Genomic DNA, 16,638 nt, shown 5'->3' on the forward strand with positions numbered 1-16,638 from the left:
GTGTTCCGCACCGACAGGCGTGCCGGTGCGGGGCCGTACTCCAGCGGTGCTCGCGCAGCCGCCGGCATCTGCGGCCGTCAGGCCGAGAAGAGGGTCGTCCCCCGGATCCGGACACCCTGCCGTGCGCACGGCACGACGAGCCCCGGTTCGGGCAACCGCTCAAGTGTAGAGAAACCCGCGCGTGCGACCAAATCAGCCGTGGTCAGGGGCGCAGGAGGCGTCTCAGACGCCGAGGGGATGGACGACGAGCCCGTAGACGTACGCGATCGGCTGCAGCACGGCCGTCGTCAGCAGGTCCGTCGGGTGGTGCGCCATGTAGTCGACAAGAACCCCCAGCAGCGCATCTGTCCCCATGGGTCGACGCTATCCCGTCGTCGCCGTCCGCACCGTGTGGACCCGCCGGACCGTCGGCACCACGTCGATGTCGCGGTGGGCGCCGATCGACACCACGCTGTCGAGCATCGCCCCCATCCGCCGGCTCAACTCGTCGTCGTCGCCGTCGCTGCCGTAGAACGCGTGCGCGTCGCGCGCCGCGGCGACCGGGAACAGCTCCTCGACGATCCCGTCGACGCGTTCGACGTCGGTGGTGACCGGGCGGACGACGATGTTCTGCACGTAGCCGAATGTCCCCTGCGTCGCGATCGCGACCGGGGTGTGGCTGCCGATCCACCGGGCGAGCCACTCCTCGTGGGTGAGGTCGGTCGGTCGCCGCAGGAACGCGACGTTGGCCATCGCGTCGGCCGGCTCGCCGTCGGCGGTGTCCGGTGGACGGATCGGGGTGCGCCGCTGCACCTCCCAGCCCACCACCCGTCGGGCGACGTCCCGCAGAGCGGCCTCGACGGGCGCGGGGTCGTCGGCCTCGACGGTCACCACCGCGTCGATCGGCTCCGGCATCGCCTGCAGTGCGAGGGCGTCGGCGAACCGCGGGTCGCCCGCGACGTTGGTCTGCACGGTGCGGGCGCCGGTCCGCGCGTGCAGGGCCGGGTCGAGGACAGCAGCGGGGTCGTCGCACCACACCGCGAACACGAAGTCGGACATGGGGCGATCATGCCTCCCGACCCGGGCCGGGCTGCTTCACTTCGTCACATGAGCCGATCAGGGATCGCGTGCTTCGTCGTCGCGACGCTCAGCAGTGTCGTCGTCGCCGCCCTCGCGGGGCCCGGGCCGGCCGTCGCGGCCCCTGCTCCCCCGCCGTCACCGTCGGCCGACCCGTTCTACTCGTGGTCGGCGCCGCTCGCGGGGGCGGCACCCGGGACCGTCCTGCGCACCCGGCCCGTCGCCTTCTCCCAGGCCGGTGTCACCGCACCGATCTCGGCGACCCAGGTGCTCTACCGCACCACCGCCGACGACGGCAGCCCGTCGACGACGGTCACGACCGTGCTGCGCCCGCCCACCCCGGGACCGACGCGGATCCTGAGTTATCACACCGCCTACGACGGCCTGGGATCGGCGTGCGACCCGTCGTACACGCTGCGCGGCTACGCCCCCACACGCGTGGCGACCGCAGAGCAGGCCGTCATCGCGGGCTGGCTGGCGGCGGGCTACACCGTCGTCGTGCCCGACTACGAGGGCCAGGACCTGCGGTGGACGGTCGGCCGGGAGTCGGGGTACGCCGCGCTCGACGGCATCCGCGCAGCGCAGCGGTTCCTGCGCGTGCCGACATCGACCCCGACCGGCCTGATCGGGTACTCGGGCGGGTCCGTGCCGACGCAGTGGGGTGCGGAACTGGCGCCGCGGTACGCCCCCGAACTCAGGATCGTCGGGGCCGCCGCGGGTGGCCTTCCCGTCGATCCGGCCCACAACCTGTCGTATGTCAGCGGCAGCCCGCAGTGGTCGGGCGTGATCCCCGCCCTCGCCGTCGCCTACCAGCGGGCGTACGGACTGGACCTGCGGTCTTTCCTCTCCGCGCGAGGTCTGGCCGCGACCTCGTCGATCCAGGACCAGTGCATCGGGACGTTCGCGGGCGCGTTCGGTCGGCTGACCGACGCCGACATGGTCCGGCCGCCGTACCGGTCGCTGCTCGACGTCGCGGCCGTCCGGGAGGCGGTCGCCCGCAACACGATGGGCACTGCCGGAACACCCCGTGCGCCGCTGCTGCTCGCGGTCGGACAGAGCGACGCCCGCGGCGACACGGTGATGATCACCGCCGACGTCGCCGGGCTGGCGCGCACCTACTGCGGCCGCGGCGCCCGCGTCGTCTACGAGCGATACGCCGGTGCGGACCACACCGCTGCGTTCCCACGCTTCGAGGCCTCCGCGTTCCGCTACCTGACCGACCGCTACTCGGGATCCCCTGCACGGTCGACCTGCTGAGAACGAACCTCTGTCGCGCACTCGAACCGGGCGAATGGGACAGTGACGGGGTGACGAGCCGGCCCGCCCCGACCGCGCCCGGTTCGGTGGCGCGGGTGCTCGGTGTGCGGACTCTCCTCGGCGCCGATCCACTCGCCGACGACCCCGTCCTGCTCGGGATCCGTGTCGACGCGTCCACCTCTGCGCGGACGATCGTCGAGGACTGCGATGCCGCCCTGCAGTCGATCGCGGTCGGACTGTTCCCGTCGTGGCTTCCCGGGTCGGACGCGATCGACGGTTCGGCGACGCTGGACCTGTCGGCGGCGGAGACGTTGGTGGACAGGCTGTGCCGCTCATCGCCGGACTATGCGCCCTACCTCCGCGCGGTGGCATCGGCGGCGCTGACCGGGCGGCCCGTCGCCACCGGCCTCGCCCTCGAACAGCGCATCCGTGGTGCGCTGCGCATCATCGCCCGGTCCTATCGCCGCGCGCTCGTGGTCGTGCTGACCCCGACCATGCCGGCTGGCGGCTCCGGCTCGGCGGCGCTCGGCGAGACCGCGGAATGGGTCGCCGCCCACGGCGAGGTCGCGGTGTGGATCGACGTGCCAGACGGCGACTGCCTCAGCCGATACCCGATCGTCGAACTCACCTCTCTGGTGGGCGATCCGGTCGACACGGCGAGTTCTCCCACCCCGGCGGAGAAGGTGACCATCCCGCCGGTGGCGGGCCTACCCGCTCCGAACAGCCCCGCGGAACAGGTGCTCGAACGTCACCTCGCACGCCAGGACTGGGCTCGCGATCGCAGGTGGAACACGCTCGTCGCGACACCGTCTCACCTCGATGCCCCGATGCGGGTCGACCTGTTGTGGCGCGATGCGATGGTCGTCGTCGAGATCGACGGGGCCGATCACCGGGTGGCCGCGAAATACGCGGCCGACCGCATCCGCGACAACCTCCTGCAGCGCCACGGATACATCGTCCTGCGGTACACCAACGACCAGGTGCTCGACGACGTGGCCGCGGTGGCGGCCGAACTGCAGCGGGTGCTCGTCGAGCGTGGGACGGTCGTACAGTTCCCAGGCGAGGCCCGCACCTGCGCCGAGAGGAAGATCCAGCAGTGACCCACCCCCGCCTCACCGGGACGCAGTCCAGCGTGTTGTTCGTGTTGATGGCCCGTGCCGAGGAGGTCCGCAACCCCGACCTCAGCCGGTTCGGCCCGGAGCTGAAGAAGCCCGATCGGGAGAAGCTCGTGAGCGCAGGTCTCATCGAGGTCGGCCGCGAGGGCCGTGCCATGACCGTCGGTCTCACCGACGCCGGGTGGGCCTGGTGCGCCGAGGAGCTCGGGCAGGACCCCCCGGAGCGAGCCACGCCTCAGCTCAAAGCGCTCTACACCGTTCTCGCCGGTGTCGGCCGCCACCTGACGTCGACCGACAGGCGGATCTATGAGGTGTTCGCAGCCGACCACTCCTCGCCTGGCGTGCCGAGCGTCGTGGCGTCTGGGCCGGCCACATCTGTCACCGACCGCATCCGCGAGGCGTACCACCGCCGGGCTGCGCATCCCGCCTCGTGGGTGTCGCTCACCGACTTGCGCGCGGACCTCGACGACGTGTCCCGATCCGATTTCGACGATGCCGTGCGGACTCTCGAACGCGAGTCGGGTGTCGGTGTGATCCCGCAGGAGGACCAGGGCCGTCTGACGCCCGTCGACCGCGACAGTGCGGTCCTCATCGGAACGCAGCGGTGCCACCTGCTCTCGATCGCCGCGCGATGACGTCCGTCGACACCAGCCTCGCCCGGACCGCTCTCGAGACGGTCCGACTGAGCTGGGCACCGACCCCCGACGACGTCTGGAAACCGCAGGACGAACTCCACGTCGGCGGCTTGCACGACGCCGTCCTCGACGAGCTGCGTCGCGCATTCGCAGACGCCGACGCGGTCACCGATGGCGGCAGCCCGTTGGGGGTGGTGGTCCAGGGACCAGCGGGATCCGGCAAGACCCACCTGCTCGGGCAGGTCCGTGAGCACGCCCAGCGCTCCGGCGGCTACTTCTTCCTCATCCGCCTGCTCGACGGCACCGACTTCTGGCGCTCGGTCGTCGTCGGGATGCTGGAGGACCTCGCGCGTCCGACGCCGGATCAGCCGTCGCAGCTGGTCGACCTCATCGATGCCCTCGCGCGTGAGGCAGACCTCCGTGACGACGCGATCGCCGCCCTGACGGGGCGTGCAGAGTTGACCGTCGAGGTACTCGAGGACTTCGTCACCGCTGTCTACCGCCGACACCCGCGCCATCGCCGCCGGTCACAGCACGTCCTGCGCGCGTTGGTGCTGCGCGCGTCGGACGACTTCGCTCTGCAGGATCTCGGCGACACCTTTCTGCATCTCGACCCTGGTCTCGAGGACGAGTTGGCGGAGTGGGGCATCCGTCAGGTCCGGCTCGGACACGAGGAGATCGCGCAGAACATCTCGCGACTGCTCGCGCTGCGCGGCCCGACCGTCATGGCGATCGACCAGATCGACACTCTGGTCGCGATGGCCACACGATCCGACGGTCAGGGAATCGTCGAGGAGCTCGCGCACGGGTTGATGGCCCTGCGAGAGACGATGGCACGCACCGTGGGTGTCGTCGCGTGCATCAGCGCGACATGGGTCCTCCTCGAGGACCACGTCCTCCGATCGGTGTCCGATCGATTCCGTCTGCCACCGCCGCTGCAGCGTCCCGACGACCCCGACTTCGGTCCGCGGATGCTGGCCAGACGATTTCGCGCGGGGTACGCCTCGGTCGGGTTCGAACCGCCCTACCCGTCGTGGCCGATCGCCGCGGAGGCATTCGGCGAGGCACCACGTTTCACGCCGCGCGAACTCCTCGTCGCGGCCGATCAACACATCAACGCCTGCTTGCGATCCGGTGCGATCAGCGAACTGAGCGACCTGAGTCCGGCCGCGACCGCCGGAGGCGACATCGACGGTGGTCGCCGCGCTCCGACGGGTCTCGACGCCCGGTTCGACGACCTGCGTGCAGCGGCCGATCCGTCGCCGGCGCTGCACGCGGACACCGAGGACACCGTCGTCCCCGGCCTGCTGCGGGTCGCGTTCGCCGCCTGGCTGGACCAGCGCGGCGGAGCGGGCGACTTCCGCGTGGACCCGCCACCGAGCGCGAAGCCCGCTCTGCACGGCCGCCTCCGTCGCACGATCGACCTCGAGACCGATCGCGAGTTCTCGTGGGGATTCCGGTCGGTCGAGAGCCTCAACGCCGTCGCCGCACTCAGTCGGGTCCGCAAGGCCGCGACCGCAGCGGGCGTCACCACCCGGACTCCTGATCACGCGCTGGTGCTCCTGCGATCGACGCCGTGGCCGTCGGGACCCAAGACCCGGCAGACACTCGACGAACTCGTCGACAACGGCGGTGTCCTGGTCGCGTGGACGCCCGACGAGGTCCGCACGCTCATGGCGCTGGCGACCCTGCTCGAGGAACGTCCCGACGACCTCATCCCCTGGCTCGTCGCACGCCGACCCGTCGACGGCATCGGCTTCCTCCACGTCCTCGAAGCCCAGCCGTCCGACGTCGAGTCCACCGCGGACTCGGCAGCCGCAGTCCCCCGGTCGTCACCGGTCCCGACACCGAAACCCGTTCTGGAGACCTCGGAAGCGACCCATGCCGTGACGACCGAGCCCGTCGTCGACACCACCTCGTCCGCGGACACCATCGACATCGGAACCGCCGCCGGGCGTCCGGTCGCCGTCGAGTTGGCCGCACTGAGGAAACACACCGCGCTCTTCGCCGGATCCGGTTCGGGCAAGACCGTTCTCATCCGGCGCATCGTCGAGGAGTGCGCGCTCGCCGGGGTCTCGTCGATCGTCCTGGACGTCAACAACGACCTGGCCCGCATGGGCGAACCCTGGCCGGAGGGCTCGCGGGACTGGACACCTGAGGACGCCGAGCAGGCACGTCGCTACTTCGCCGGCACCGAGGTCGTCGTCTACACACCGGGACGGGCGACCGGTAGGCCGCTGTCCTTTCAGCCTCTCCCGGATTTCGCCGACCTCACCGACCCCGACGAATTCAGCGCCGCAGTCGATTCGGCGGTGGCCGCACTGGCCCCGCGGGTGAACGCGGCGGGCACGTCGGCGACCGCCAACCGGCGCCAGGCCATGTTGAACCAGGCGATGCGGTGGTTCGGGAGCCGAGGTGGCGGGACACTCCGCGATCTCATCGAGCTTCTCGCCGAGCTCCCGCCCGAGGTCAGTGACCTGCGAAACCCGGGCAAGCTGGCCTCTGACATCGCCGACGGTCTCCGCGTCGCGATGGCCAACGACCCGATGCTCGGCGGCGACGCCGACCCGATGGATCCCGCGACGCTCCTCACCCCGTCTCCGGGCAGACGCGCGCGGGTGTCGGTGATCAACCTCGCGGGGCTCACGACGGAGGACAAGCGGGACAACTTCGTGAACCAGCTGCAGATGGCGCTGTTCGCCCACATCCGGCGCCACCCGGCCGGTGATCGCCCCCTCGGCGGGCTCTTCGTGATGGACGAGGCCCAGAACTTCGCCCCCGCAGGCCGGTTCACCGCCTGCACGCAGAGCACGTTGGCTCTCGCATCGCAGGCGCGGAAGTACGGACTCGGTCTGGTGTTCGCCACGCAGGCACCCAAGGGACTGAACAACAAGATCCCCGGCAACGCGTCGACGCAGTTCTTCGGCAAGCTGTCGTCGCCGGTGCAGATCGCCGCAGCCCGCGAGGTCGCCACGTCGAAGGGTAGCGAGATCGGCGACGTCGGCCGACTCACCACCGGACGGTTCTACGCATCGATCGACGGCGCGCCGTTCGTCGACCTGCAGGCCCCGCTGTGCCTGAGCCACCACCCGGCGAGTCCACCCACCGAGGATGAGGTTCTCCACATCGCCCGCGGCGACGGCTGACGATCTGTCGGTGGCGTGTGATCTCCTCCCGACAATCGATCGAACGCCTGTTCGGTCCTGCTGGAGGAGGGCTCATGTCCGACCACGAGATCACCGTCCCCGGGTTGCCGCGGTGGCATCCGGATCCCGCCGTCCGGAAGACCATCGACCGCGTCCGCGAGTTCGGCTGGGCGATCGTCGCCATCAGCGACATCTGCGAGGAGTGCATCAGGAACGGCGAGTCACCCGAGGTGCCCGAGTGCACCTTCGGGTACAGCGTGGGGGCGTCGCTGCGCGGCACCCCGGAACTCGCCGTCTACGGACTCACCCCGCAGGAGACGTGGGACCTCCTCGACGAACTCGTCGAGCGGTTGTCGGTGCACGACTGGAAGCAGCTCGTGGACGGAGGCGTCGAGCTCACCACCGAGACCCTCGACGTCCCGGTCCGGTTGGTCGAGATGATCGACACCCTCGACCTGATCCACGCCCGCGCCCTGTTCCCGAACGTCCCGGCGCTGCAGGTTGTCTGGGCCGACGAGCACGGTCACTACCCCTGGGAGGACGACTACTCCCTCCCCGCGGACGCCCAGCAGTTCTACGGCTTCCCCGACGCGACGCCCGGCACGCGTCCGACCGGTCCCAGGATCATCCGCTCGGGTGGCGGACCGAACCGCGCTCAGCGTCGAACGCGCAGACGCCGACGACGGTGACCGCCCCTGGACGCACGACGACCCCCGACCGCGAGGGTCGGGGGTCGTCGTGGGTCTCGCGCGTCAGCTCACCAGCTGGACTTCTGCACGCCGGGCAGCTCGCCCGCGTGTGCCATGTCCCGCAGGCAGATACGGCACAGGCCGAACTTGCGGAACACCGAGTGCGGGCGACCGCACTTCTGGCAGCGGGTGTAACCGCGCACGGCGAACTTCGGCTTCTTGTTGGCCTTGTTGACCAGAGCCTTCTTTGCCATCTCAGTTGTCCTTCACGCTGTTGTCTTTGAACGGGAAGCCGAGGTGACGCAGCAGCGCCCGGCCCTCGTCGTCGTTCGTGGCCGAGGTCACGACGGTGATGTCCATACCGCGCGGCCGGTCGATGTTGTCGATGTTGATCTCGTGGAACATCGACTGCTCGTTCAGGCCGAACGTGTAGTTGCCGTGACCGTCGAACTGGCGGTCGGACAGACCGCGGAAGTCGCGGATACGCGGGAGGGCGATCGACACGAGGCGGTCGAGGAACTCCCACATGCGGTCGCCACGCAGGGTGACGCGCGCGCCGATGGGCATGCCCTCACGCAGCTTGAACTGCGCGATGGACTTGCGGGCCCGACGGATCTCCGGCTTCTGGCCGGTGATCAGCGCGAGGTCGTTCACGGCCCCGTTGATCAGCTTGCCGTCGCGGGCAGCGTCGCCGACACCCATGTTGACGACGACCTTCACGACGCCCGGGATCTGCATGACGTTCGCGTAGCTGAACTCCTGCTGCAGCGAGTCCTTGATCTCCGCGCGGTAGCGCGCCTTGAGGCGCGGCTGTGCGTTCTCGGTGGTGGTCATGTCAGATGTCCTTCCCGGTCTTGCGGGAGATGCGGACCTTCTTGCCGGTCTCCTCGTCGATCCGGTAGCCGACGCGGGCCGGCGTGCCGTCGGAGTCGACGACCATCACGTTCGAGACGTGGATGGGAGCCTCGGTCACGACGATGCCGCCCGAGGAGGCACCGCGCTCGGTCTGCGTGGCGGAGGTGTGCTTCTTGATACGGTTCACGCCCTCGACGAGGACCCGGTTGCGCTGCGGGTAGGACTCGATGACCTTGCCCTTCGCGCCCTTGTCCTTGCCCGAGATGACGATGACGGTGTCGCCCTTGTGGACCTTCATCTCACAACACCTCCGGAGCCAGCGAGACGATCTTCATGAAGCGCTTGTCGCGCAGCTCGCGCCCGACGGGCCCGAAGATGCGGGTGCCGCGCGGGTCGCTCTCGTTGCGGAGGATCACCGCGGCGTTCTCGTCGAAGCGGATGTACGAACCATCCGGACGACGGCGCTCCTTCGTGGTGCGGACGATGACGGCCTTGACGACCTCACCCCGCTTGACGTTGCCGCCCGGGATCGCGTCCTTGACGGTGGCGACGATGACGTCGCCGATGCCCGCGTAACGGCGGGACGAGCCACCGAGCACACGGATGCACAAGATCTCCTTGGCACCGGTGTTGTCGGCGACCCGCAGGCGTGACTCCTGCTGGATCACTTTCTCTCCTCGACCTGGGTTGTCTGCCCGCCGGATTTCCGACCCGACGCGCACGGTCTGTCGCCATCGACACACGCCTGCCCGCCCCTCCGAAGAGACCGCGATGGGTTCGTGTGCCGACTCGCGACGCACGACGCGCCGCAGGCAACCGCCCCAGGGTAGGTGAACCCGCAGGTCGGAAGCAAACCGCGGTCCCGCATCCTCGTCAGGTCGCGCCTGTTCCGCGCCCAGCGGGTGAATCCGCGCCGAGCACGACGCGGGTTCCCTCGCAGATCGCGGGTTCTCGGGGATCGGGGCGAGCTGAGACTGCCGGTTCGTCCGATTCCCTGACAGACTGGCCGCGTGAGCGACCTGCGTCCCGGCGAGAACCGTCCGTTGGCCGGTTCGGGTGTGTCGGTGTCCGTCTCGTGCGCGGTCCCGGTCGACGTGTCCGCGTTGTTGCTGGCCGAGAACGGTCGGGTCCGCGGTGACGCCGACCTGGTTTTCTTCAACAATCCCGTCGGACCCGGCGTGCAGTACCGGCACGGCGCGGGGGCTCCCGACGTCGTCGCGATCGACACGACGGCTGTCCCGAGCGACGTGACCACCGTCGCGATCACCGCCAGCCTCGACGGATCGGGTCCTGCGACCTTCGGCAGCGCGCCGACGCTCGTCGCGTCCATCACGGCCGGCGGCGAGACCGTCGGCTTCGAGATGACCGGCCTGACGACCGAGTCGGCCGTCGTGTGCGTGGAGGTCTACCGCCGCGGTGATGCGTGGAAGGTGCGCGCCGTCGGGCAGGGGTACGACGACGGACTCGCCGGCATCGCGACCGCCTACGGCATCGATGTCGACGACGAGCCGACCCCCGCCGCCCAACCGACGGCTCCGGCCGCCCAACGAGCGGCTCCCGCTGCCCAACCAACGGCTCCGGCCGCCCAACGAGCGGCTCCTGCCGCCCAACGAGCGGCTCCGGCTGCCCACCAAGTGGCTCCTGCTGCCCAACCAACGGCCCACGGAGGTCCCCCGATGCACAGTGAACTGTTCGCCCCGCAGTACGCCGAGAGCACCGAGCCCGGCATCCAGAAGCAGGGCAGCAAGATGTGCAAGGTCGCCATGAACGGCGAGGTCATGGCCCGGTCGGGGTCGATGGTCGCCTACCAGGGCGACCTGCGGTTCGAGGCCCTGGGTTCCGGCGGCATCGGCAACGCGATCCGCCAGCGCCTCACCGGCGAGGGCGTGCCGCTGATGAAGGTGTCCGGTCGCGGCGACCTCTTCCTCGCCAACGCGTCGTCGGACGTCCACCTCATCGACCTCGACGGCACCGACGGCCTCACCATCAACGGCGCGAACGTCCTCGCGTTCGAGTCGACGCTGTCCTACCGGATCGGCCGGGTGTCCGGCGCGGCCGCGGCGAGCAACGCGGGCCTCTTCAACTGCGTCTTCACCGGCCGCGGCCGCATCGCGATCACCACCGACGGGACGCCGGTCGTGCTCAACGTCGACCAGCCGACGTACGCCGACCCGCAGGCCGCGGTCGCGTGGTCGTCGAGCCTGCAGACCGGCGTGAAGAGCAACGACACCTTCAACCTCGGGACGCTGATCGGTCGGTCGACCGGCGAGCGGTTCACCCTGTCCTTCTCCGGGCACGGCTTCGTCATCGTGCAGCCGTCGGAGCTCCCGCCGGGCGGGATGATCGGCGGCACCGGCGCCGGCGAGCAGTCCGGTGTCGGCGGCGCGCTCGGCGGCCTTCTCGGCCGCTGAGGCACGCCGCCGGTCCACCGGACTCCTCCGGCGCGGCCCCGGGCGGCGTCAGCGCGTGACGACCGGAACCCAGAAGCCGAAGAACCAGAAGCCCCATCCGTGGTGCGCGGCGCTGTACTGCGGCTGTACCCGCTGTCCGCGGTAGGTGAACGCGCGGTGGTCGGGTCGCTTCACCGCGCCGGGCTGACTGGTCGGCCGCTGCTGCTGCCACTGCTGCTGTTGCTGCTGCTGGGTGACCTGGTGCGTCGGCGCCGCCGACGCGATCCCCGCACCGGCTCCCAGCGAGGCCAACCCGATTCCGCCGGCCGCCAGCGTCCCCACGACGATCTTCTTGATCCGCATGTCCCACAACCACCTTCGTGTCATCCACCGGCCACCTCGACCGGCCTGAGCACGAAACTAGGGAGCCATCCTGGCAGGCCCCTGCGCCGCCGACTGGTGGTCACCTGCCAGACCCCTGACCGGGTTCTCAGGGAAGGTTCGTTAGCATCACCTAAGTCGGCATCGGCCGACTGCACGCCCGACCCGAGGAGTCCGCATGCACCTCACCTCCGTCTCCCGCCGTCGCGCGCGTGTGGCCGCGATCGCGGCCGCGGGCCTGCTGCTGGCCGCGCCGGTCGCGGCCTGCGCCGACGACTCCTCGTCCTCGAGTGCGAGCCCCTCCACGTCCTCGACGGCTGCGGGCCCCGCGAGCGGCGACGTCGACGCGCCGGCCGGCCTCGACTCCGCTGCCGCACAACAGATCCTGCGTACCGTCCTCGACCCGACGACGTCGCCGCAGGTGATCGCCGACCTGGTCGACTCCGGAAACGCGACGATCGGAGAGCAGCTCAACGGCTTCGCGCGCGGCGCCGGACAGGCCGGGTACACGCCGGACAAGTTCACGGTGACCGGTGTCCGCGCCGACGGGTCAGACAAGGCACAGGCCACGGTCGCCGTCGCCAGCCCGCACACCCCGGCGCCGGTCTCGGTGCAGTACGGCTACGTCCGGGTCGCCGGGAAGTGGAAGCTCTCGTCCGACGCGGTCGGCGCGTTGCTCGGGATGGCGAGCGGACCGCGCTGATCCGCTCCCTGCGCCCCGTCGCCGCGGTCGCCGCCCTGCTCGCGGCGACCGTCGTCGTGGCGGGGTGCTCGACCGCCCCGCTCGACGTCGGCTCGACGACGTCGACCCCGGCCACGTCCACCGGTCCGCGGACGGCGACACTCGCTCAGGCCGATCCGATCGCGGTGACACCCAGCCCGGTTCCGCAGTTGCCCGCCACGGTCGACACCGCCGACGGTCGCCGCGTCACCGTCACCGACGTCAGCCGCATCGTCGCGCTCGACCGGTACGGGACCTACGGGACGACCGTGTTCGCGCTCGGGCTCGGCGGGAACCTCGTGGGCCGTGACATCGCGACGAAGTTCCCGGCAGCGCAGTCGATCCCGGTCCTCACGCTCGGCGGCACCGACGCGAACGTCGAGGCGATCATCGCTCTGCGGCCCACCGTCGTCCTCACCGACGCCTCACTCCCCTCGTCCGCGACCGTGGTGCGACAGCTGTCGTCGGCGGGCATCCCCGTCGTCGTCGGCAGCGAGAAGCGCGACGTCGCCGACGCCCCGGAGCAGGTGCGGTTCGTCGCCCGGGCGCTCGGGGTCCCCGAGGCCGGCGAGACCCTCGTCCGCCGGGTCGACGACGGACTGGCCCAGGCGCGTCGGGACCGCCCGGACGTCCCCGACGGCGACCGTCCGCGCATCGCCTTCCTCTACGCCCGCGGGACCGGGTTGCTCATCCTCGGCGGTCCCGGGTCGGGCGCCGACTCGTTGATCGACGCCGTGGGCGGGCGGGACGCGGGCACCGCCGCGGGCCTCACCGACGCCTTCACGTCGCTGACGTCAGAGGGCCTCATCCGCGCCCGCCCCGACGTCATCCTCATGCTCACCGACGGGCTGCGGTCGGTCGGTGGTGTCGACGGTCTGCTCCGCGTCCCCGGCGTCAGCGAGACACCGGCGGGCCGTACCCGATCGGTCGTCGACGCCGACGACGGCGAACTCCTCTCGTTCGGCCCCCGCACCGGCGACGTCGTCCTCGCGCTCACCCGCGCGCTGTACGGACCACGATGACCGCGCCGGCGACGGGGAAGACGCCCGTCGGACGCCCGCGCCTGCGACGACCCGCGGCGCGCGCCCGCCGCGCCGCGCTGCCGGCGGTGCTCATCGTCGGACTGATCGCCGTGGCCGTGTCGACGGTGGTCGCCGCGGGGATCGGCCAGAACCCCGTGCCGATCGACGAGGTGATCGGGTCGATCCTGCACCACCTGCACCTGCCGGCCGGGCCGCTGCCCGACCAGGTCGGCGAGAACACGCTGTGGAACGTGCGGCTGCCCCGCGTCGTGCTCGCGCTGCTCGTCGGTGCGGCGCTCGGGTGCGCCGGCGCGGTGCTGCAGGGCGTGTTCGCCAACCCGCTCGCCGAGCCCGGCATCATCGGTGTCTCGTCGGGGGCGGCGGCGGGCGCATCGGGGGTCATCGCGCTCGCCGGTGTCGGTGTCGCGGGGTACGCGGTCGCCGGCGGCGCCTTCGTCGGAGGGCTGGTCACCGCGGCCGCGGTGTACCTGCTGTCGCGGTCGGCGGGCCGGACCGAGGTCGTCACCCTGGTGCTCACCGGCATCGCCGTCAACGCCTTCGCCGGCGGTCTCATCGCCTTCTTCACCTTCCGTGCCACACCCACCGCCCGCGACCAGATCGTGTTCTGGCAGCTCGGGTCACTCAACCGGGCGACCTGGGACCAGGTGTTCCTCGTCCTCGGGTTCGTCGCCGTGGGGCTGGTCGCCGCGATGGCGATCGCCCGTCGGATGGATCTGCTCGCCCTGGGCGAGTACTCGGCCCGACACCTCGGCGTCGACGTGGAGGCGCTGCGCCGGGTGGCCATCGTGATCGTCGCCGTCCTCACCGCCGCCGCGGTCGCGTTCTGCGGGATCATCCTGTTCGTGGGTCTCGTGATCCCCCACCTCATGCGCCTGATCGTCGGGCCGGGACACCGGGTCCTGGTGCCCGCGGCGACGCTCGCGGGGGCCGTCGGACTCGTACTCGCCGACCTCGCCGCACGCACCCTCGTCGACTACGCCGACCTCCCCCTGGGCATGCTCACCAGCCTCGTGGGCGGTCCGGTGTTCCTGATCCTCCTGCGACGCACCCGGTCTCGACGTGGGGGGTGGACATGACGGCGCTGATATCCGTCGACGGACTGACCGTGCACCGCGACGGCCGACCCGTCCTCGCCGACGTCGCGCTCACCGTCGGCGCGGGCGAGCTGCGCTGCGTCGTGGGTCCCAACGGCGCGGGGAAGTCGACCCTGGTCGCCGCGCTGTCGGGGTCGCTCACACCGACGGCGGGGACGGTGTCGCTGGTCGGCGACGACATCGCGCACCTCTCCCCCGTCGAGCAGGCGCGGCGACGCGCGGTGTTGCCGCAGGACCACGTCGTGGGTGGCGCGTTCACGTGCCGCGAGGTGGTGCAGATGGCGCGCTACCCGTGGAACCGCACGCCCCGCAACGCCGAGGACGACGACGCGGTCGCCGAGGCGCTGGCGCGCTGCGACGTCGAGGCCTTCGCCGAGCGTCCGTTCGCGACGCTGTCCGGCGGCGAGCGGGCCCGCGTCGCGTTGGCGCGGGTGCTGGCGCAGCGGACCCCTGTGCTCGTCCTCGACGAGCCGACCGCGGCGATGGATCCGCACTTCGCCGAGTCGGTGATGGCGGTGGTGACCGCCCGTCGCGACGAGGGATGCGCCGTGGTCGCCGTCGTCCACGACCTCGGCCTGGCCGCCGCGTACAGCGACACCGTGACCGTCCTCGCCGACGGAGGCGTCGTCGCGACCGGGTCACCCGAGGAGACCATGACGGCCGAGCTGCTCGGCGAGGTCTACGGCGTCGCGATGGCCTCGGGTGTCGTCGCCGGCCACCGGGTCGTCGTCCCCGTCCGCCCGCCCCGACCGAGGAACTGACCCGCGCGACACCGGAGAATGCACGCGAACGACCGTTGAATTCGACAAAATGAATTCACGGCACGAACGCATCCGGGTGAGAGGCGGTGAACGGTGCAGATCCTCGTCGAGGGCGCGCTCGGTGTCGTCGTCCTCGTCGTGGCCGTCGCCGCGATCCGGTTCATCTGGATCCGTCCGCAACGCGGCCTGCTGCTCCTCGCCGCGTTCACCCCACTGCACGGGCTGCTCGACATCGCGCCGGTGCCCCACGTCGCGTCAGCCTGGAAAGAGGGTCTCGTCGCGCTGACACTGGTCTGCGCATTCGCCCAACGCGCTCGTCGACGGTCGTGGCCCCCGCTGCACATCCCCTACTGGCCGGCAGTCGTCGCCTTCGTGGCGTTCGGACTCGTCTCGGCGGTGGTCACCTACGGTCCGTTCGGGCTCGTCGGGGCCAAGGTGACGTTCTTCTACATGATCTTCGTCCTGCTGATCCTGTGGTCCGCTCCGTTCGACGCCCGCGACCGCGACCACCTCATGTCGATCCTCATGGGGATGTGCATCCTCGTGAGCCTCGTCGGGATCGCGCAGCAGATCGTCGGGCCCGGGGAACTGGTCAACCTCGGCTATGAGTTCGGCAAGCAGGTCCGCACCAGCGGCCCGCTGTTCCGGACGTTCAGCACCTTCAACCAACCGTTCGGGTTCGGCCTGTACGTGATGGTGGCGTTGCTGGTCGGCGGCGCCGTCGCACTGGCCGATCCGCGTCGGCGACGCAACCGCGTCTTCCTCTGGCTGTGGCCGGTGATGGCCGTCGTCATGGCGACGTCGGTGGTGCGTGCGGCGATCATCGGTCTCGTCGTCGGGGTGATCTGGTTGGCCGCGTTGCGTTTCCGGTACCTGCTGGCTCCCCTGGTGACGATCGCCGTCGTCGCGGTGGCGGCGTTCCCGCTCCTGCCGAAGTCGGCGACGTCGGTGTTCTTCTCCTCGAGCAGCCTGGGCCAGCGCGGCGCGGGGTGGAGCGACATCATCTCGAGCATCCTGGTGCACCCGCTGGGGCGCGGACTGGGATCGAGCGGCGCAGCCGCCGACCGGATCTCGACGGCCCAGGGCACGTCGACGACGACGGTGACCGCCGGCGCCGGCGGCACCATCCAGTCGGGATCGGCGAACTATCAGCCCGACAACTACTACATCAAGACGCTGCTCGAGCTCGGCCCGATCGGCCTGTGGGTGTTCCTGGCCCTGATCGTCACCGCGCTCGTCTGGTGTGTGCGGTCGTCACGGACCCTGCCCGGCCGCGACAGTGCCCTGGCACTGGGGGTGAGTGCGTCCGTCGTCGCGGCGATGGTGGCGAGCCTGGTGGCGACGTACTTCGAGATCTTTCCGATGGATGTTCATTTCTGGCTTCTCCTGGGAGTGGTGGGATGCGCGACGGCACAGCAGGGTTCACATTCGGTGCGCTCGCACTCCGACCCGGCGGGAGCGGGGTCCAGACCTACATCCGCGAGCTCCTGAGGTA

18 protein-coding genes are annotated in these 16,638 nt (G+C 70.7%); 11 read left to right on the forward strand and 7 right to left on the reverse strand.

What is annotated here, in order from left to right; genetic code table 11:
- Positions 1-222: 222 nt before the first annotated feature.
- Both LX12_RS22015 and LX12_RS12765 read right to left on the reverse strand, forming a co-directional pair.
- Positions 223-354 carry a hypothetical protein gene (locus tag LX12_RS22015; protein ID WP_301284507.1) on the reverse strand — a complete coding sequence of 44 codons (132 nt, stop codon included), beginning with the start codon at positions 352-354 and terminating at the stop codon, positions 223-225.
- 9 nt (positions 355-363) lie between these two features.
- Positions 364-1,038 carry an EthD domain-containing protein gene (locus LX12_RS12765; RefSeq protein ID WP_253654918.1) on the reverse strand — a complete coding sequence of 225 codons (675 nt, stop codon included), beginning with the start codon at positions 1,036-1,038 and terminating at the stop codon, positions 364-366.
- Between the two features lie 48 nt (positions 1,039-1,086).
- Between LX12_RS12765 and LX12_RS12770 the strand changes: the two genes are divergently transcribed.
- The 5 genes from LX12_RS12770 (at position 1,087) to LX12_RS12790 (ending at position 7,898) form a co-directional block, all read left to right on the forward strand.
- Positions 1,087-2,313, forward strand: a complete 1,227-nt coding sequence (locus LX12_RS12770; RefSeq protein ID WP_253654919.1) for a lipase family protein — start codon at positions 1,087-1,089, stop codon at positions 2,311-2,313.
- A 50-nt stretch (positions 2,314-2,363) separates the two neighbouring features.
- A complete protein-coding gene (locus tag LX12_RS22260) occupies positions 2,364-3,413 on the forward strand; it encodes an endonuclease domain-containing protein (protein ID WP_253654920.1) in 1,050 nt (349 codons plus the stop codon).
- Positions 3,410-4,063: a MarR family transcriptional regulator gene (locus LX12_RS12780; RefSeq protein WP_253654921.1), complete on the forward strand. Its 654-nt coding sequence runs from the start codon at positions 3,410-3,412 to the stop codon at positions 4,061-4,063. Before LX12_RS22260 ends, LX12_RS12780 begins: the two co-directional genes overlap by 4 nt.
- Positions 4,060-7,209 (forward strand): helicase HerA domain-containing protein, encoded by a 3,150-nt coding sequence (locus LX12_RS12785; protein ID WP_253654922.1) that lies wholly within the window; start codon positions 4,060-4,062, stop codon positions 7,207-7,209. Before LX12_RS12780 ends, LX12_RS12785 begins: the two co-directional genes overlap by 4 nt.
- A gap of 74 nt (positions 7,210-7,283) precedes the next feature.
- Positions 7,284-7,898 carry a DUF4262 domain-containing protein gene (locus LX12_RS12790; RefSeq protein WP_253654923.1) on the forward strand — a complete coding sequence of 205 codons (615 nt, stop codon included), beginning with the start codon at positions 7,284-7,286 and terminating at the stop codon, positions 7,896-7,898.
- A 68-nt stretch (positions 7,899-7,966) separates the two neighbouring features.
- Here the strand turns inward: LX12_RS12790 and LX12_RS12795 are convergent, their stop codons facing one another.
- The 4 genes from LX12_RS12795 to rplN are packed head-to-tail and all read right to left on the reverse strand — an operon-like array spanning position 7,967 to position 9,421.
- Entirely contained in the window at positions 7,967-8,152 is a 186-nt protein-coding gene (locus tag LX12_RS12795) for a type Z 30S ribosomal protein S14 (protein ID WP_253654924.1), read from the reverse strand.
- Between the two features lies 1 nt (position 8,153).
- On the reverse strand, positions 8,154-8,732 hold the full coding sequence (gene rplE / locus LX12_RS12800; protein ID WP_253654925.1) for a 50S ribosomal protein L5: 579 nt from the start codon (positions 8,730-8,732) through the stop codon (positions 8,154-8,156).
- 1 nt (position 8,733) lies between these two features.
- The gene (gene rplX, locus LX12_RS12805) at positions 8,734-9,051 is read right to left on the reverse strand and encodes a 50S ribosomal protein L24 (protein ID WP_253654926.1); all 318 of its coding nucleotides are present in this window, start codon (positions 9,049-9,051) and stop codon (positions 8,734-8,736) included.
- A 1-nt stretch (position 9,052) separates the two neighbouring features.
- Entirely contained in the window at positions 9,053-9,421 is a 369-nt protein-coding gene (rplN, locus tag LX12_RS12810; protein WP_253654927.1) for a 50S ribosomal protein L14, read from the reverse strand.
- Between the two features lie 342 nt (positions 9,422-9,763).
- Between rplN and LX12_RS12815 the strand changes: the two genes are divergently transcribed.
- Positions 9,764-11,164 carry an AIM24 family protein gene (locus tag LX12_RS12815; protein ID WP_253654928.1) on the forward strand — a complete coding sequence of 467 codons (1,401 nt, stop codon included), beginning with the start codon at positions 9,764-9,766 and terminating at the stop codon, positions 11,162-11,164.
- A gap of 48 nt (positions 11,165-11,212) precedes the next feature.
- On the opposite strand, the gene LX12_RS12820 is transcribed toward LX12_RS12815, so the two are convergent.
- Positions 11,213-11,506 carry a hypothetical protein gene (locus LX12_RS12820; RefSeq protein WP_253654929.1) on the reverse strand — a complete coding sequence of 98 codons (294 nt, stop codon included), beginning with the start codon at positions 11,504-11,506 and terminating at the stop codon, positions 11,213-11,215.
- Between the two features lie 196 nt (positions 11,507-11,702).
- Between LX12_RS12820 and LX12_RS12825 the strand changes: the two genes are divergently transcribed.
- The 5 genes from LX12_RS12825 (at position 11,703) to LX12_RS12845 (ending at position 16,634) form a co-directional block, all read left to right on the forward strand.
- Positions 11,703-12,227: an MTB12 C-terminal domain-containing protein gene (locus LX12_RS12825; RefSeq protein WP_253654930.1), complete on the forward strand. Its 525-nt coding sequence runs from the start codon at positions 11,703-11,705 to the stop codon at positions 12,225-12,227.
- Between the two features lie 8 nt (positions 12,228-12,235).
- A complete protein-coding gene (locus LX12_RS12830; protein WP_301284581.1) occupies positions 12,236-13,267 on the forward strand; it encodes a heme/hemin ABC transporter substrate-binding protein in 1,032 nt (343 codons plus the stop codon).
- Complete coding sequence (locus LX12_RS12835; RefSeq protein WP_253654932.1) at positions 13,264-14,364, forward strand: FecCD family ABC transporter permease; 1,101 nt, start codon at positions 13,264-13,266, stop codon at positions 14,362-14,364. The genes LX12_RS12830 and LX12_RS12835 overlap by 4 nt, the downstream gene beginning before the upstream one ends.
- Positions 14,361-15,143 (forward strand): heme ABC transporter ATP-binding protein, encoded by a 783-nt coding sequence (locus LX12_RS12840; RefSeq protein ID WP_253654933.1) that lies wholly within the window; start codon positions 14,361-14,363, stop codon positions 15,141-15,143. The genes LX12_RS12835 and LX12_RS12840 overlap by 4 nt, the downstream gene beginning before the upstream one ends.
- A 93-nt stretch (positions 15,144-15,236) precedes the next feature.
- Positions 15,237-16,634 carry an O-antigen ligase family protein gene (locus tag LX12_RS12845; RefSeq protein ID WP_253654934.1) on the forward strand — a complete coding sequence of 466 codons (1,398 nt, stop codon included), beginning with the start codon at positions 15,237-15,239 and terminating at the stop codon, positions 16,632-16,634.
- Positions 16,635-16,638: the final 4 nt, after the last annotated feature.

This window comes from Williamsia serinedens (assembly GCF_024171725.1).
Taxonomy (GTDB): Bacteria; Actinomycetota; Actinomycetes; order Mycobacteriales; family Mycobacteriaceae; genus Williamsia_A; species Williamsia_A serinedens.

Coding starts and splice junctions, on each gene's coding strand:
- LX12_RS22015 (WP_301284507.1), bottom strand. CDS start 354: ATGGGGACAGATGCGCTGCTGGGGGTTCTTGTCGACTACATGGCGCAC.
- LX12_RS12765 (WP_253654918.1), bottom strand. CDS start 1,038: ATGTCCGACTTCGTGTTCGCGGTGTGGTGCGACGACCCCGCTGCTGTC.
- LX12_RS12770 (WP_253654919.1), top strand. CDS start 1,087: ATGAGCCGATCAGGGATCGCGTGCTTCGTCGTCGCGACGCTCAGCAGT.
- LX12_RS12785 (WP_253654922.1), top strand. CDS start 4,060: ATGACGTCCGTCGACACCAGCCTCGCCCGGACCGCTCTCGAGACGGTC.
- LX12_RS12790 (WP_253654923.1), top strand. CDS start 7,284: ATGTCCGACCACGAGATCACCGTCCCCGGGTTGCCGCGGTGGCATCCG.
- LX12_RS12795 (WP_253654924.1), bottom strand. CDS start 8,152: ATGGCAAAGAAGGCTCTGGTCAACAAGGCCAACAAGAAGCCGAAGTTC.
- rplE (WP_253654925.1), bottom strand. CDS start 8,732: ATGACCACCACCGAGAACGCACAGCCGCGCCTCAAGGCGCGCTACCGC.
- rplX (WP_253654926.1), bottom strand. CDS start 9,051: ATGAAGGTCCACAAGGGCGACACCGTCATCGTCATCTCGGGCAAGGAC.
- LX12_RS12820 (WP_253654929.1), bottom strand. CDS start 11,506: ATGCGGATCAAGAAGATCGTCGTGGGGACGCTGGCGGCCGGCGGAATC.
- LX12_RS12825 (WP_253654930.1), top strand. CDS start 11,703: ATGCACCTCACCTCCGTCTCCCGCCGTCGCGCGCGTGTGGCCGCGATC.
- LX12_RS12835 (WP_253654932.1), top strand. CDS start 13,264: ATGACCGCGCCGGCGACGGGGAAGACGCCCGTCGGACGCCCGCGCCTG.
- LX12_RS12840 (WP_253654933.1), top strand. CDS start 14,361: ATGACGGCGCTGATATCCGTCGACGGACTGACCGTGCACCGCGACGGC.